The following is a 15,897-nucleotide window of genomic DNA, read 5'->3' on the forward strand; positions in this document are numbered from 1 at the left end:
ACCGCTTCAGTCGTCGCCGTCGGGCGCATCACTTTCTGCCGCGCCGTCGCCCCGCTCGCGTCGCCCACGCGAGCGGCGCGCGCCCCCACGTCGACCCCGACGTCCTCTGCGGCGCGGGCGGGCTGAAGCCTCTTCGTCAAACTCGTCCGAGACCTCGTCCGCCAGATCGTCCGGCGTTTCGATGGCGCTGCCGGCCGATCCGTCTTCGGAGATGGCGTCCTGTTGGCGTCGGGCGACCGGCGCGCCTTCCATCGGGCGCTGGCGACGACGCGGAGCGGGATTGTCGGACGGGGTGTCGTCCGCATCGTCGACGGCTTCACGGCCACCTTCACTCGAAAGGTCGTCGGCTCCACCTTCCGCATCACTCTCGGTGGTTCCTTCGGCGCTGCCTTCCGCGTCGCCACGACGACGACGCCCACGGCGGCTGCGGCGATTCCGACGTCGCTTGCGAGGCTGCCCCTCAGCCTCTGCACCGTCTTCGCCACCGTCATCACTCCCTTCCGCAGCGTCCGCATCCTGCGGCTCGTCATCGTGGGCGGGCGCATCGTTGCGATCGAGCGCCTGATCGATCAGGCTCGGCGTCTCGTTGGACGGCTGGTCGGGCGGCGTGACGACCACCTCGGGCGCCGGATCGCGCGGGCGCGTGCGGTCGGGACGGGCGTCGAGCACCTGCTCGAGCCGATCGCGACGCTGCGGCGGTGGAGCAAACGGATCGTCCAATTCGAGCCCATCATCCAGCGCGGCGCGCAGAGGCTCGTCCCGAACCCCCTCACGGCGTGGCCGACGGGATTCCGAGGTCTGCTCCTCACTGTGGCGCGCCCGCGCCTGGCGCGGTTCACGGACGTTCTCCGCTGCACCGTCCGACGCGCCTTCCGACTGCTCGGCGCGGACACGGGCGCGATCCGGACGCTCTGGACGAGAGGGACGCTCACGGGGCGATGAGGACTCGCCGCGCTCCGGACGGCCGGAGCGTTCCGGGGCACGGTCTGCCGTGCGCTCGGTGGTCTGCTCGCTGCTCCGATCACGACGGGAGGAGCGTTCGCCCGCTGCCCGTTCAGCGCTGCGCTCTGCACCACGCTCTGCACCACGCTCTGCGCCACGTTCCGGTGCCCGCTCGTTCGCGCGTGACTCCGCTTCCCGTTCCCGATCACGGGAACGCTGCCGCTCGCGACGGGATTCCGGCGGCGGTGCGCCATCGAGCCCCCGCGTGCCTTCGCGTTCGCGCACTTTTTCGCGGAGTCGCTCCACGGAGAGCTCAGGCTCGTCGCGACGGTCGCTTCGACGATCATCCTTTCGCTCTTCCCGTCGACGCGTATTGCCTCGTTCCGGACGACGATCACCATCCGCGGCATCGGTTTCCGAACCCAACACCGCCTTCCGGCCCCGGGCGCCCCACGCCCACTTCAGTGCCGCCAGCCCATCCCGCATCGCGACGCGACGCGTGTCCCGCATGCGAACGCCATAGGTGGGCTCCAATGGCACCGATTCCACCCGCCGCGCATGAGGTGCGAGCTTGAGCAGGAGGTCGGCGTTGGCTGTCCAGCTATCGCCACTCAGGAATGGCGCGTTGCCCGCCACACGCAGGGCATCACGCAACGCGGCAATGCGCACCAGACGCATGGACGCGGTGAGATCACGCACGTCGTCCACCCGCACGAAGGGACGCATGGCCCAGTGTGCGGCGCGGAACAGGCGGCGCACCGGAACGGGCGCGTCGGCGACCACGGTGCGTTCGCCCACGACCAGATCCGCGCCCCCTTCGAACCGGCGAGCAAATTCCGGCACCAGGACCGGCGGATCGGTGAAGTCGCCCTGCATCAGCAGCACGGCATCCCGTCGCGGATATCGCGTGGCGTTCGCGATGTGACGCAGCAGGGCGTCGGTGGCACCCGCATACCCCAGATGCTGTGTGCCGCGCAGGACACGCACCGGCATGGCGCGCTCATACTGCTCGGCCACTGCCGCCGTCTCGTCCGTGCTCGCGTCGTCGTAGACGACGACTTCGTACTCGCGCGGAAACTCAGCGAGCACTGTGCGGAGCCGCCACAGCAGGACGCCGATGGTGGCAACCTCGTTGTACGCGGGGATGGCGAGGTAGAGCACGGGACCGGTTACAGGGACAAAGGTGCCCCGAGGAAACCCGGGGCCGAAGCAACTGGTCGATAATAACAGCAGGGGGGCGCCGGTGGTGCGGTTTCGCGCGCGAAGCGTCCCATGGCGTTCCCGCGCCGCGCCATCCCCCGTAGTTTCCCATACATGCTTGATGAGCTTCGTGACGCGCTGGGCGCGTTCTCCAGCCGACTCAACCCCGACGAGCGTCGCCGTGCCACCCACGGCATGCGCGATGCCCTCGTGCACGCGAAACTGGCCCTCCGGGACCTGGCCGCGGCCAAAGCGGCGACCGAGGCACGACTGCAGGCCGAGCGGACCGAGTTGGAAACGGTCCGCCGCCGCATGGGCTACGCGGTGGAGATCGGGGATACCGAGACCGTGGCCATCGCCGAACGCTTCGCCGCTCAGCACGCCGAGCGGGTGGCCATGCTGGAGACCAAGCTCATGGCGCAGGAGCAGGAACTCACGGTCACCGAGCGTGACTACGAAGCCATGAGTGTCGAGCTGCGACGTGTCATGTCGGGGTTGCCCGCGCAGGACCCTGCAGCTTCACCGGAGGCGGCCGCCGCGCGTGAACTCGATGAACTGCTCGGTGATGGTCCCCCGAGTGGCGACGGATCGTTCGGCGGAAGCCCCGATACCGCGTCGGGTACCCCAGTGCGCCGCACCCGGGCCGAGCGGGAGGCCGTTGCAGACGATCGGTTGGCCGAACTGAAACGGCGCATGGGGAAGTGATCCAACGTGTGACGCGCACGTGGTGCGCCCGACTGTCGTCGGCATCCCGTCCAACCCTGTGTGCGACGTTGTGCGCCATGTTTGCCGCCCGAGAGACGTCGGCGCAGAACATGCGCCCCGACTCCGCACGTGTGCGACCGGCGTCGAGTCAGGGCCGTCTGGCGGTCACCGGTTGTTCCGGTCAGCCGATCAATGACATCGTGGTGATCGCGCAGCCGCCGTTCAAGGATCGCTTACCGCGTCAACTGGAGTGGGGACGCACGCTTGCCCGCACGCTGCACATGGAAACGCGCGATGAAGTCATCCGTCGTTTCCTGTTGTTCAAGGTCGGCGATGCCTGCAATCAGATCAAACGCGCCGAATCGGAACGCATTCTGCGCGCGCAGCCATTCCTCGTGGACGCCCGCATCCACGCCTACGACGACGAGAAGGGAGGCGTGCGCCTCGAGGTGGAGACGCGCGACGATTTCAGCCTGATCGTGGAGCCGCGGGTGCGCGCGACATCACCACGGTTTCGCGGTATCCGGCTCGGCGACGGGAATGTCGACGGCTCCGCGACGCTGGCCGCTGTCGAATGGCGTGATGGACTGGCGTACAACGACGTGCTGGGGGTGGAGTTCAGCGACTACCAGTTTGGTGGCGGACGGAACGAACTGCACCTCGTGGGTCGTCGCAACACGTTCGGACAACGCATGGAGCTCGAGATTGTGCGCCCGTACTACACCGATCTGCAGCGGTTCGCGTGGCAGGCATCGGTGGGCGGCACACGCGACCCGCAGCGGTTGTTCCGGTCCGGATTCCCCGACAATGCCGTCAACGTGCGGCGCAGTTACGGCAACCTCAGTGCGCTGACGCGCGTGGGGTCGGTGGGTCGGCTCAAGCTGATCGGCCTGTCGTTCACGCGGGAAGTGACGCGCGCCGATTCGAACACCATCATGCTCACGCCGGAAGGGGTGCGTCCGGACACGATCGACGCGCAGCCATTGCTGTTTCGGCGGCAGAACGTGGCGCGGGCGAATCTGTTGCTGGGCATCCGCGCCATTCGATTCGTGACAGTGCAGGGGTTCGACGCGCTCACCGGCACCCAGGACGTCCGTGTGGGCGCGCAGATCGGTCTGGTCGGTGGCCACTCGCTCAACATGGGGCCGGGGTTCGACCGCGATCGATTCTTCTCGTCGAACATTTATGCCGGTGCCGGCAACGAGAAGTGGTTCGTGGCGCTTCAGGGCATCACCGAGGCGCGCTACGATCTCGATGCCAAACAATGGCAGAACATCGTGGGGAGTGGGCACACCGCGTGGTACTTCCGGCCTGCGGTGCGCCAGACGACGGTGCTGCAGGCCGACTGGGCCACGGGTCGGCGGATGCGCAGTCCTTTTCAGGTGTCACTCGCCGACCTCGATGGCGGCGTGATGGGGCACCGCAACTCGCGGGATCCTGGTGCGCGCCGCCTCGTGTTTCGCGGCGAGCAGCGTCTGGTGGTGCCCACGCGCTTCAACGTGGGTGACTTCGGTTTCGCCGCCTTCGGCGAAGCCGGTCGTCTGTGGGCGGAACAGTCGGTGCCCTACTCCGTGGACTCCCCGTGGCGCGGCGCCATTGGCGTGTCCGTGCTGGCCGCGGTACCGCCACGTTCACGTCGACTGTGGCGCGTCGATTTCGGTGTGCCCATCAGCAGCGATCCACGTCGGCGGTTCGAAGTGCGTATCAGCAGCCTCGATCGCAGCCGCATCTTCTGGCGCGAGCCAAACGATGTGAGCATCTCGCGCGAACGCACCGCCCCATCCAGCCTCTTCACCTGGCCATAACACCAACACCCTCCGCGAGACGTTGAATCGCAGAGGGTGTTGGAGCGTCTCAGGGTGTTGCCTGTGTCGATCAGGCCTTCACGGTACGTGTGAGCCGCTTGAGCAACGGAACGCAGAAGAAGAGCACGATGGCGGCGGTGAGCGACGACACCACGAAGATGGAGAAGAAGCCGCGATTGGTGCCGGCGAGCTGCTGGATGTAGCCACCGAATCCGGCCTGCGGAGCGGCGGCGGCCTCTCCTGGCAGCGGCGTATAGCCGGCGAGGAAGCCGGCCACCTTGTTGGCCGCAGCGTTGGCGAGGAACCACACGCCCATCAGCAGCGAGGCAAAACGCACGGGCGCCACCTTGGTCACGTACGACAAGCCGACTGGCGACAGGCACAACTCGCCGAAGGTGTGGAACAGGAATGCCCCGATCAGGAACATCGGCGACACTTTCACGCCCGTGTCGGCCTGGCTGCCACCGATCATGAGGATGCCAAAACCGATCGCGATGAGCGCGAGACCGATCGACATCTTGAGTGGTGTGCTGGGCTCGAGTCCCCGCTTGCCCACCACCACCCACATCCACGCGAAGATCGGCGCGAAGGCGATGATGAAGAACGAGTTCACTGACTGGAACCAGCTCGATGGAATCGTGAAGGACCCGAGCTGCAGATTGGTGTTCTTGTCGGCAAACAGGCTCATGGACGATCCGGCCTGCTCGAATGCTGCCCAGAAGAACACGACAAAAAACGCGACGATGAACAGTGCGATCACGCGATTGCGCTCTTCGCCACTGGTGCCGAGCACGGAAATCGCGAGCGCACCACCAATTGTGGCACCCACCATGACTCCGAGCAGACTACCCGAGGAGATCAGCCAGGCCAGCACACCGCCCACTACCGCGCCGACGATACCGTTCCGTATGGACACATCCGGCATGGCGGATGCTGTGTTCACCGTGTCGGTGGCCGGTGCGAGGCGTGCCGCCGGAATGTCGCCAATAGTGCCGAGGTATTTCCGCTTGAGCAGCGAATACATGATCAGGCCAAGCACCATGCCCACACCGGCGGCGGCGAATCCATAGTGCCAACCGAACCGCGGGCTCTGTGCGAGATAGCCACACACCAGCGGTCCAAGGAAGCCACCGGTGTTGATGCCCATGTAGAACAGCGTGAAGCCCGAATCCCGTCGTGTGTCACCGGCTTCATAGAGCTGGCCCACCATCGTGGAGACGTTGGCCTTGAAGAAGCCCGTGCCGATCACCACCAGCCCCAGTCCGGCATAGAAGGCCTGCATGCCCGGCAGAGCCAACACGAAGTGTCCTGCGGAAATCACGGCGCCGCCGATGAGCAGGGCGCGGTGGGTGCCGATGTACTTGTCGGCGAGATAGCCGCCGATCAGTGGCGTGAGATACACCAGCATGGTGTAGGTGCCATACAGACTGGCCGCGCTGACCTTGTCCCACTCCAACACGTTCACGAGGTACAGCACGAGCAGTGCGCGCATGCCGTAAAACGAGAAGCGTTCCCACATTTCGGCCGCGAAGAGCAGCCCGAGTCCGCGCGGATGGCCGAAGAACGAGCGATCGGCGACCTGCGTCGCAACGTGTGTCATGGGGTGGGGGTCGAGGTGGACGGTTCCTTGAGGCAGGCCACAAAATGTCCCGGACTCTTCTCCTCCAGCGGAGGCACGAGCTGGGTGCAACTGGCGTCCTTCAAAGGGTGCAGGCAGCGCGGGTGAAACACACAGCCACTGGGCGGATTCGCCGGTGACGGGGGATCACCCGGGAGAAGAATGCGGTGCCGCGGCACTCCCGGTGAGGGGACCGGCACGGCGGACAGCAATGCCTTGGTATACGGCATCCGCGGCCCGCTGAACAGTTGCCGACGTGGCGCCAGCTCCACGATGCGCCCCAGGTACATGACCGCCACCCGATCGGCCATGTGAGCCACCACCGCGAGGTCGTGGGCGATGAACAGGTAGGCCAGGCCTCGGTCGCGCTGCAGATCCTGCAGCAGATTCACCACCTGTGCCTGCACACTGACATCGAGTGCCGATACGGGTTCATCACACACGATGAACCGAGGCTCCACGGCCAATGCGCGTGCGATACCGATGCGTTGCCGCTGTCCACCCGAGAACTCGTGTGGATATCGCGCGGCGTATTCGGGGCGCAATCCGACTTCATCGAGCAGGCGTGCCACACGACGATCCGCCTCGGCACCTTCCGCAATGGCGTGCACGATGAGGCCTTCGCGAATGGCTGCTCCCACCGTCATGCGGGGATTGAGCGAACCGTACGGATCCTGGAACACGATCTGCAGATGACGCCGCATGCGGCGCAGCGATTCTCCACGCAGCGCCAGCAGGTCGGTGCCTTCGATATGCACACTGCCGCTGGTGGGTTCGATCAGTCGCAGCAGGGCGCGACCCGTGGTGGTCTTGCCACACCCGGATTCCCCCACCAGCGCCAGCGTTTCCCCGGACGCGACATCGAACGACACGTCGTCGACGGCTTTCACGGCGCCGGTCACCCGCTGCAGCAGCCCCGAGCGAATGGGAAAATGCTTGCGCAGGTTGCGCACCGATACGAGCGGCAGGGGACCGGTCATGCGGCGCCCTCGGTCACCGGCAGGCGTCGACGCTGTGGCTCTTCGACGAGATGGCAGCGCACACGATGCAACGATCCCACGGTCAGCAGTGCCGGTTCCTCTTGTGCACAACGATCAAACGCATGCGGGCAGCGGTCGCGAAAGGTGCAGCCGCTGGGCAAGGCGTTGGGGGGCGGTACGCTGCCGCGAATGGTGGTGAGCCGATCCTGCTCCTGACCCAGGCGCGGCATCGCTGCCATCAGTCCTTCGGTGTACGGGTGAGAAGGCGACGCGAACAGCTCCTGAACCGGCGCTTCCTCCACCACGCGCCCGGCGTACATCACCAGTACGCGCGATGCCATTTCGGCCACCACGCCGAGGTCGTGCGTGATCAACAACAGCGCCAATCCCGAGCGTTCACGCATGGTGCGCAGCAGGTCGAGAATCTGCGCCTGAATGGTCACGTCGAGTGCCGTGGTGGGCTCGTCGGCGATGACGAGCTTGGGCGACAGTACCAGCGCCATGGCGATCATCACGCGCTGACGCATACCGCCAGACAACTCATGCGGGTACTGCCGCGCACGCGCAGCGGCATCGGCAATCCCCACCTGCGAGAGCATCTCCACGGCACGCGTCCACGCCTCCCGCGCCGAGCACTTCGTGTGCACGCGCACCACTTCTGCGATCTGATCCCCGACCGTGAGCACGGGGTTGAGCGCCGTCATGGGTTCCTGGAAGATCATGGCCATCTGCCGGCCACGCACGGCGCGCAGGGAACGCTCGTCGAGCGAGAGCAGGTCCTGTCCATCGAAGACGATCGACGAGCCCGTGGCGATCTGCCCCGGAGAAGGGACCAGGCGCAGCAACGACAGTGCGGTCATGGACTTGCCACACCCGGACTCGCCCACGATGCAGACGGTCTCACCAGCCTCCACCGCCAGGTCCACGCCGTCCACCACGCGCACCGGGGCAGGCGAGGCGGGAAAGGCGATGCGCAACGATCGCACATCGAGCAGGGCGCGAGCAGAAGGAGCGTTCACGTCCGGGGTGCGGAACGGTGGAAGGACTCGGGGTCACCGATCGCACGCTGGTCGTTCGACGGTGAGTCACTGGAAGTACTGACGATGGCACCCGGCAGGGGGGTCACGACGCCCGCAACGTGCGCCGGGGCGAACCGGTCGCGCAAGGCATCGCCGAGGATATTGCACAGCAACACCGCACCGATGGTGGCAAGTCCCGGAAAGACGGTGATCCACCATTCCGATTCAATGGACCCGGCTCCGTCCTGCAGGATGGTGCCCCAACTGGCCGTCGGCGGTTGGATGCCCAGACCGAGGAAACTCAGGCCGGCCTCCAGGGCGATGGTGTTGGCCACCGCAAACGTACCGGTCACGGCGAGGAGCGGTGCCAGATGTGGCAGCAGATGCCGGTGAAAGAGGCGCGCGGTGCGCACGCCCATGGCCTGCGCCGCCAGCGCAAACTCCCGGCGCTGCAGGGCGTCGAGTTCATCGGTCACTTGTCGCGCCGTGGCAAACCAGCCGGTGAATCCCACCAACAGCACCAGTTGCCAGACGGAGAGCGGTCCGAGAAACGCCGTGAGCGCGAGCAGCACGAGCAGACGGGGAATGGACAGCGCCACATCGATCGCGCGACGCAGGATGGTCGAAACGGTGCGCGGCGCGAACGCGGTGAGCGCGCCATACGTCGTCCCGAGCACGAGACCGAGCAACACGGCGGCCAATGCAAACCCCAGCGAAATCCGCGCGCCGTGCAGCACGCGACTCAGGACATCGCGTGAGAAGCTGTCGGTGCCGAACGGGTGCATCCAGGATGGGGCCGCACTGCGGAGTGCCACGATATCCAGTTGCCGTTCCGGGGCATACGGGGACACCCATGGAGCCGCAATCGCCAGCAGCGTCAGTGTGCCAAGCAGCACCCACAGACTGCGGTCCGATCCTCGAATGCTCGCCGACGATGGCCAGGACACGTCCAGGCTCACGCGCTCACCGTCGTGTGCAACGCCGCACTCGCGCGCAGTCGGGGATCGGCGCGTTCACGCAGCCACTCCGCGAACCAGGCACCCAGCGCGGTGAGTGTGCTGCCAAGCACCACGCAGGACGCCACGACGGCATAGTCGCGTGCGGCGATGGCACGCAGCAGCACGTAGCCCAAGCCGGGCCAGCTAAAGATCTGTTCCACGAAGATCACACCCGCCAGGTAGGACGGCAGCAACACGCCGGCAAGCGTGATCACGGGCAGCAGGGAGGCTCTCCAGGCGCCACGCAGTACACGCGCACGCGGCAGCCCACTCGCCGATGCCGTGCGCACGAACGGCAGGTCCACGGTGTCGCGCATGCTGCTGCGTTGATATCGCGCAAAGGTGGCCACACCGATGAGTGCCACCGAAGTCACCGGCAGCACGAGATGTTTCAGGCGATCGACCAGTTGCGCGCTGGTACTGAGGTAGGGATAGAGCTCGCTCGTCACGCCGGTGGCCGGCAGCAGATGCCATGTGCGCGCGAACAGCAGCATCAGCGCCATCGCCAGCCAGAATTCGGGCACCGAGTAGATGACCAACAGCATGGTCGACGTGATGCGATCACGCCGCGAGCGGGCGTGTGCGCCCTGCCAGGCCCCGATGGCCATGCCGATGCCTGCACTCAGCACAAAGGCCGGCAGGATCAGCATCAAGGTGTTGGGCAGGGCGTCCATCAACACGGCGGACACAGGGCGTCGCTGTTGGGTGGACCATCCCAGATCACCCTGCAGCAGGGCCCCCAGCCATCGGCCGTACTGCGTCAGCAACGGTTCCTCGAAGCCATACAGTGCCCGCATGCGCGCGCGGACATCGGGCGGGACCGCGTCGCCCAATGCCGCCGCCGGATCACCCGGAGCGAGATGCAGGCAGAAGAAGGCGAGGGTCGCCGCCGTCAGGATCACCAGCGCGCATTGCCAGGTGCGTGCGAGCAGGCGCCGAGACGACACGATCAGCGCGCGGCGCCGAGGCCGATGCGATCGCGATCGATGCGCTGGGCAGGATCCACGCGCCAGTCGGCGAGGTCGGCATACCACCCGTCGGGACGCAGCGGCGGCACGATGAAGCGTTTGTGCAACGCCACCGGCGCGCGCTGTTCGGCGAGCCAGATGGCCGGCGCATCGTTCACGATCTGCTGGAAGGCGCGTGCCCAGTATCGATGACTGGCCTCACGATTGAACGTGGTGAGGGCACTGTCCACCAGCGCATCGAATGCCATGCTGCGATACCGACCGACATTGCCCGAGCCCTTCGCACCCCAGGTCTGCGGCATGCCCACCAATCCCGGTGAGCTGGCCCAGCCCCCCATGTAGGCATCGAACTTTCGGCCATCGGTGCGCGTGGAGAACGCGCTCACTTCGAGCACCAGGGGCTTCACTTCAGCGCCCACGGCCCGCAACTGTTCCTGCAGCAGGATGGCCAGGCTGCGCCGTCCCGCACTGGAATTGGGCACCAGCAACTCGAACGACAGACGTCGCCCATCCCGCTCGCGCACCCCATCGTTGTTGGTGTCGAGCCATCCGGCCGAATCGAGCATGGCACGGGCGGCGGTCGGATCGTAGGGGAGCTGTTTGAAGCTGGTGGTGTCGGGAATGAGTGCACGCGGCGCAGGCCCCAGCGCCACCAACCCCAACGAGTCGTAGGCGTTGCGCACGATGGACGCTCGATCGACCGCCATGTGCAGCGCGCGGCGCACCTGCACGTTGCCGAAGATCGGGTGTGGCGCCGCACTGCCCGAGGCGTCGTTCAGATTGAAGCCGAGGAAGAAGTACTGCAGCGCGCGATTGTCGACGAGACGCAGCGACGGTGCCCGCGCGATCTGCCCGAGGTCACCCTGGCGGATGTATTCGAAGAAGTCCGCTTCGCCGGCAAACAACTTCACCGTGGCCGCACCGAAGTCGGACGCGATGCTCCAGATCACGCGATCGAGCTTGGCGCGCCCGCGCGGATTGCTGGTGTCGGCCACGATCTCGACGCGCTGGCCAGCCACCCAGCTACCAAAGCGGAACCGCCCGCTGCCCACCGGATTGCGTGCGAACGGTGAGGCCGCAAGCTGTTTCATCGACGTGCCGGCGAGCAGGTGCGACGGCAGGACGTACATGTGGTAGGTCGCATCATGGAACTGCTGCGGCGTGCGACGCTTGAACCAGAAGACGGCGGTGCGTGGATCACGGACGCTGACCGAATCGATGTTGCCGAGCATCGAGCGATTGCTGGCCGCGACGGAATCGGACGTGTACACCTGGAAGGTGTATCGCACATCGTTGGCGACCACCGGCTGTCCATCGTGCCAGCGGGCCAGAGAATCGATGGTGAACGCAATCGACAGGGAATCACCGGCCCAGACCCAGGAGCTGGCCAGGCGGGGACGGAAGCCACCGTCGCCATAGGTTTCCAGTGCGGGGCCGATCTCGGCCAGGCGATCAAACACCGCGCCGATGATGGCTGCGTCCTGACTGCCTTCGGCCAACGGCGGAAAGAGGGTCGCCGGCTCGGCGGGTACGGCCACGATCAGGGTGCCGCCCGCTTCGCCGGTGTCACCTGGCGTACGGGCCGCGTCACCGCAGGCCGCGAGCGCGGCGCACAGGGATGCGATCACGCCATGTACCAGGACGCTGCGTCGGAATCGGGTCGGGATCATGGCGGGCGGGGTGAGGCGAGTCAAAGTCGGAACACCATCGAACGATGCGGAGCGTGCGTCAGCGGCGCCAGAGTTGGTCCGCATTGGTGAACACACGGTGCTGTACGTCGATCTCTTCGAGGAGCGACGCGGAAGCGGTGAACGCGGTCACGATCGCATCACGCGGCAACGCGTGCCGTACGGCGGCATCGAGCGTCGCCCGCGCCGTTTCGGCGTCTTTGATGCCGGGCATCTGCAAAAGTGCCGCCGCGGGTGGAATCGGGTCCATGGGTTGCATCGACGCGGTGGCCAGCATCGCCTGATCGTCGTGCAGCAGAATGCTGCCGTGTTGCAGGTAGCGGGTGCCCTGCCGCCAGACGGCGCTGCCCACCAGCTTGCGTCCCTCGACCACCAGCTCGCCTTCGGCAGGCAGGTCGAAACACACCGGGCCATCCGGTGCCACCGGAGGCTGCGCGCCAGCGCGCTGCACGTCCACGCCCATGTGACGCAGGGCCCCGTGCAGGATGTGGTTCACCGCATCGTAGGCGTCCCGCCAACCGGCTTCGCTCGCCAGTCCCACCGTGACGCTGTAGGTGATCTCGCGGGCGTGGAGCAGGGCCCGGCCTCCGGTTGGACGCCGTACTGCGGTCAGCCCGGCCTTGGCCAGACTGTCCGGCGAGAAGCGACCGGCCACGCGCTCATTGCGTCCGAAGGAGACCGTGGGCGCTGACCAGCCATACCACCGCCAGACCGCGACTCCGGGCACCGCCTGGGCCAGGAGCGCGGCATCGATGGCCATGTTCGTTGGTCCATCGGCCGGCTCACAGGGCCAGACGGACCAGGTGGTGGGGAGAACCGCTCGGCGGGGCAACATTCTGGTTAAATTAGACAGGCTGCACACACCGTACGGCATGTCAGGACGCCGGGCTGTGGTGTCGGCCCCCAACCACGTTGCTTCACGCCGCTTCAAGCTGCTTCCATCGGGCAGGGCCGCGAGGTCCTGTCCGTTCCAGAGGATGGTCATGGCCACGCGCACCATCTCGCCCGCACCCGCGGCGGGCGATTCGTTCATTCCGCGTCATGTGGGTCCCAGCGCCGCCGATCAGCAGGCAATGCTGTCGACGCTCGGATATCCCACCCTCGATGCCTTTATTGACGCAGTGGTGCCCGAAGCGATCCGCTTCCGGAGCACGCTGCAGACCGGTGCAGAACAGACCGAAGCCGAGGTCCTCGCCTCGCTGCGACAGATCGCGTCGCGCAATCGTGTGTACCGCTCCTACATCGGGATGGGCTACTACGGCACCCACACGCCGAACGTCATCCTGCGCAACATCATGGAAAATCCGGCGTGGTACACGGCGTACACGCCGTATCAGGCCGAGATCGCGCAGGGCCGTCTGGAGGCGCTGCTCAACTACCAGACGCTGGTGATCGATCTCACGGGGCTCGAGATCGCCAACGCGTCCCTGCTCGACGAAGGCACGGCTGCGGCCGAGGCCATGGCACTGGCGTTTGCGGCCAAGGGCAACGCCACCCGCAACGTGTTCCTCGTGGCGTCCGATTGTCATGCACAGACGATCTCGGTGGTACAGGCACGAGCGGAAGCGCGTGGCATCGTGGTGCGCGTGGTCGATGCGGCCCAGATGGCCGCCGATGCGACGGTGTTTGGCGTGTTGCTGCAGTACCCCGGCACCGACGGCGCGGTGGTCGACTATCGCGGCCTGTGTGAACAGGTGCATGCCACCGGCGCACTGACCATTGTGGCGAGCGACTTGTTGGCGCTGTGCCTGCTCACGCCGCCGGGGGAATGGGGCGCGGACATGGTCGTTGGCAGCTCGCAGCGCTTTGGTGTGCCGATGGGTTACGGTGGCCCGCACGCGGCGTTCTTTGCGACACGCGATGAGTTCAAGCGCTTGCTGCCCGGTCGTATCATCGGCATGTCGCGCGATATCGAAGGCACCCCGGCGCTGCGCATGGCGCTGCAGACGCGCGAGCAGCACATCCGTCGTGAGAAGGCCACCAGCAATGTGTGCACGGCGCAGGTGTTGCTGGCGGTCATGGCCAGCATGTACGCGGTGTATCACGGCCCCAAGGGGCTGGTGCAGATTGCCGAGCGCGTGCACGGTCGTGCCGCGACGCTTGCCGCGGGTCTCGAGAAGCTGGGCTTTGCCATCATGCACGAGCACTACTTCGACACGATTCGTGTGGAAGTTGGTGCGCATGGTCAGCAGGACATTCTGGCGGCCGCCGACTCGCGTCAGATGAACTTGCGGGTGCTGGAGCCGGGTACGCTCACCATCGCCGTGGACGAAACGACCACGGCCGCCGATATCGCCGACCTGTGGGCGGTGTTCAACGGCAATGCCGCGGCTGACTTCAGCTACGACGATGTGGCGGCCGGTGTGGACACCCGCTACGACGAGCGTTTCCGTCGTGTGACGCCGTTCCTCACGCACCCCACGTTCCATCGTTATCACAGCGAAACCGAGATGCTGCGCTATCTCTATTCGCTGCAGGCCAAGGATTTTTCGCTGGTGCATGGCATGATTCCGCTCGGATCATGCACGATGAAGCTGAACGCCACGGCGGAGATGATTCCGGTGACGTGGCCCGAGTTCGGGCAGTTGCATCCTTTTGCGCCGCGTTCGCAGGCCGAAGGTTATGCGCAGATGTTCGAGGAGCTCGAACATGACCTCGCCGAGGTGACGGGATTTGCCGGTGTGTCGCTGCAGCCGAATGCGGGTTCCCAGGGCGAGTATGCCGGTTTGCTGGTCATCCGCGCGTATCACGAAGCGCGCAAGGAAGGCCATCGCACCGTGTGCCTCATCCCGCAGTCGGCGCACGGCACCAACCCGGCCAGCGCCGTCATGGCCGGTTTTTCCGTGGTGGTGGTGAAGACCGACACCGATGGCAACATCGATGTGGCCGATCTCGAAGCCAAGGCCGCGCAGCACGCCGCCAATCTGGGCGCGCTGATGGTGACCTATCCCAGCACGCACGGGGTGTTCGAAGAGAGCATCAAGGACATCACGGCGATCATCCATCGTCATGGTGGCCAGGTGTACATGGACGGCGCCAACATGAACGCCATGGTGGGCATCGCTCGCCCGGGTGATCTTGGCGCCGACGTGTGTCACCTCAACCTGCACAAGACGTTCTGTATCCCACACGGTGGTGGCGGCCCGGGCATGGGTCCCATTGGTGTGGCATCACAGCTCGTGCCGTTCCTGCCCACGCATCCGGTGGTGTCGGTGAGCGGCGACCAGGCCATCGGCCCGGTGTCGGCGGCGCCGTGGGGCAGCGCGAGCATCCTGCCCATCTCGTACGTGTACATCAAGATGATGGGCGGTGAAGGGCTGGCACTGGCCACCAAGATCGCGATCCTGAACGCGAACTACATCGCCAAGCGGTTGGAGGCGCACTACCCGGTGCTCTATCGCGGCCAGCATGGCCTCGTGGCACACGAGTGCATTCTGGACACCCGCAATGTGAAGTCGGCTGGTATCGAGGCCGAGGACATTGCGAAGCGCCTGATGGACTATGGCTTCCACGCTCCGACGCTGTCGTTCCCGGTGGCCGGCACGCTGATGGTGGAACCCACCGAGAGCGAGTCGAAGGCGGAAATCGATCGTTTCATCGAAGCCATGATCGGCATTCGGGAAGAGATCGCCGCGGTGGAACGTGGTGAGGCCGATCGCGAAGACAACGTGCTCAAGAACGCACCGCACACGGCGACGCATTGCACGAGCGACGACTGGTCGCACCCGTATACGCGGCAGCAGGCGGCGTATCCCACGGCGTGGACGCGTGATCGCAAGTTCTGGCCGGCTGTGCGCCGCGTGGAAAGTGCGTTCGGTGATCGCAATCTCGTGTGCGCCTGCCCACCGATCGAAGACTACGCGCCGTCGGCGTGATGGATCGGGTTTGGTGAAGCAAGAAAACGAAGCCCCCCAGACCACGCGTGGTCTGGGGGGCTTTCCATAGTTCCTATCACTTACCACTCACAGCCTACA

Annotated in this window: 11 protein-coding genes; 3 read left to right on the forward strand and 8 right to left on the reverse strand. The window is 66.0% G+C overall.

Annotation, left to right across the window (positions count from 1 at the left end; translation table 11 throughout):
• Positions 1-6: 6 nt before the first annotated feature.
• On the reverse strand, positions 7-2,103 hold the full coding sequence (locus tag GAU_RS03855) for a glycosyltransferase (protein ID WP_012682242.1): 2,097 nt from the start codon (positions 2,101-2,103) through the stop codon (positions 7-9).
• Positions 2,104-2,256: 153 nt separating this feature from the next.
• Between GAU_RS03855 and GAU_RS22390 the strand changes: the two genes are divergently transcribed.
• Both GAU_RS22390 and GAU_RS03865 read left to right on the forward strand, forming a co-directional pair.
• Entirely contained in the window at positions 2,257-2,847 is a 591-nt protein-coding gene (locus tag GAU_RS22390; RefSeq protein WP_012682243.1) for a hypothetical protein, read from the forward strand.
• Between the two features lie 77 nt (positions 2,848-2,924).
• The gene (locus GAU_RS03865) at positions 2,925-4,652 is read left to right on the forward strand and encodes a hypothetical protein (RefSeq protein ID WP_012682244.1); all 1,728 of its coding nucleotides are present in this window, start codon (positions 2,925-2,927) and stop codon (positions 4,650-4,652) included.
• Between the two features lie 70 nt (positions 4,653-4,722).
• Here the strand turns inward: GAU_RS03865 and GAU_RS03870 are convergent, their stop codons facing one another.
• From GAU_RS03870 to GAU_RS03900, 7 genes are read right to left on the reverse strand one after another with little or no spacing between them, the layout of a single operon-like run.
• Entirely contained in the window at positions 4,723-6,252 is a 1,530-nt protein-coding gene (locus GAU_RS03870) for a peptide MFS transporter (protein ID WP_012682245.1), read from the reverse strand.
• Entirely contained in the window at positions 6,249-7,250 is a 1,002-nt protein-coding gene (locus GAU_RS03875; protein WP_012682246.1) for an ABC transporter ATP-binding protein, read from the reverse strand. The genes GAU_RS03870 and GAU_RS03875 overlap by 4 nt, the downstream gene beginning before the upstream one ends.
• Positions 7,247-8,269, reverse strand: a complete 1,023-nt coding sequence (locus GAU_RS03880) for an ABC transporter ATP-binding protein (RefSeq protein ID WP_012682247.1) — start codon at positions 8,267-8,269, stop codon at positions 7,247-7,249. Before GAU_RS03880 ends, GAU_RS03875 begins: the two co-directional genes overlap by 4 nt.
• Complete coding sequence (locus GAU_RS03885; protein ID WP_169307581.1) at positions 8,266-9,216, reverse strand: ABC transporter permease; 951 nt, start codon at positions 9,214-9,216, stop codon at positions 8,266-8,268. Before GAU_RS03885 ends, GAU_RS03880 begins: the two co-directional genes overlap by 4 nt.
• A gap of 8 nt (positions 9,217-9,224) precedes the next feature.
• Entirely contained in the window at positions 9,225-10,214 is a 990-nt protein-coding gene (locus tag GAU_RS03890) for an ABC transporter permease (RefSeq protein WP_012682249.1), read from the reverse strand.
• A 2-nt stretch (positions 10,215-10,216) separates the two neighbouring features.
• Positions 10,217-11,905 carry a peptide ABC transporter substrate-binding protein gene (locus GAU_RS03895; RefSeq protein WP_012682250.1) on the reverse strand — a complete coding sequence of 563 codons (1,689 nt, stop codon included), beginning with the start codon at positions 11,903-11,905 and terminating at the stop codon, positions 10,217-10,219.
• A gap of 58 nt (positions 11,906-11,963) precedes the next feature.
• Positions 11,964-12,683, reverse strand: a complete 720-nt coding sequence (locus GAU_RS03900; RefSeq protein ID WP_052574226.1) for a lipoate--protein ligase family protein — start codon at positions 12,681-12,683, stop codon at positions 11,964-11,966.
• A 217-nt stretch (positions 12,684-12,900) separates the two neighbouring features.
• Here GAU_RS03900 and gcvP point away from each other — a divergent pair, with 217 nt between their 5' ends.
• Positions 12,901-15,798 carry an aminomethyl-transferring glycine dehydrogenase gene (gcvP, locus tag GAU_RS03905; RefSeq protein ID WP_012682252.1) on the forward strand — a complete coding sequence of 966 codons (2,898 nt, stop codon included), beginning with the start codon at positions 12,901-12,903 and terminating at the stop codon, positions 15,796-15,798.
• Positions 15,799-15,897 lie beyond the last annotated feature (99 nt).

The sequence above is a fragment of the Gemmatimonas aurantiaca T-27 genome (assembly GCF_000010305.1).
In the GTDB taxonomy this organism is placed as follows: domain Bacteria; phylum Gemmatimonadota; class Gemmatimonadetes; order Gemmatimonadales; family Gemmatimonadaceae; genus Gemmatimonas; species Gemmatimonas aurantiaca.

What these genes read in the sequence shown, in the direction of transcription:
- GAU_RS22390 (WP_012682243.1), top strand. Translation starts at nt 2,257, where the DNA reads ATGCTTGATGAGCTTCGTGACGCGCTGGGCGCGTTCTCCAGCCGACTC.
- GAU_RS03865 (WP_012682244.1), top strand. Translation starts at nt 2,925, where the DNA reads ATGTTTGCCGCCCGAGAGACGTCGGCGCAGAACATGCGCCCCGACTCC.
- GAU_RS03870 (WP_012682245.1), bottom strand. Translation starts at nt 6,252, where the DNA reads ATGACACACGTTGCGACGCAGGTCGCCGATCGCTCGTTCTTCGGCCAT.
- GAU_RS03875 (WP_012682246.1), bottom strand. Translation starts at nt 7,250, where the DNA reads ATGACCGGTCCCCTGCCGCTCGTATCGGTGCGCAACCTGCGCAAGCAT.
- GAU_RS03895 (WP_012682250.1), bottom strand. Translation starts at nt 11,905, where the DNA reads ATGATCCCGACCCGATTCCGACGCAGCGTCCTGGTACATGGCGTGATC.
- GAU_RS03900 (WP_052574226.1), bottom strand. Translation starts at nt 12,683, where the DNA reads ATGGCCATCGATGCCGCGCTCCTGGCCCAGGCGGTGCCCGGAGTCGCG.
- gcvP (WP_012682252.1), top strand. Translation starts at nt 12,901, where the DNA reads ATGGTCATGGCCACGCGCACCATCTCGCCCGCACCCGCGGCGGGCGAT.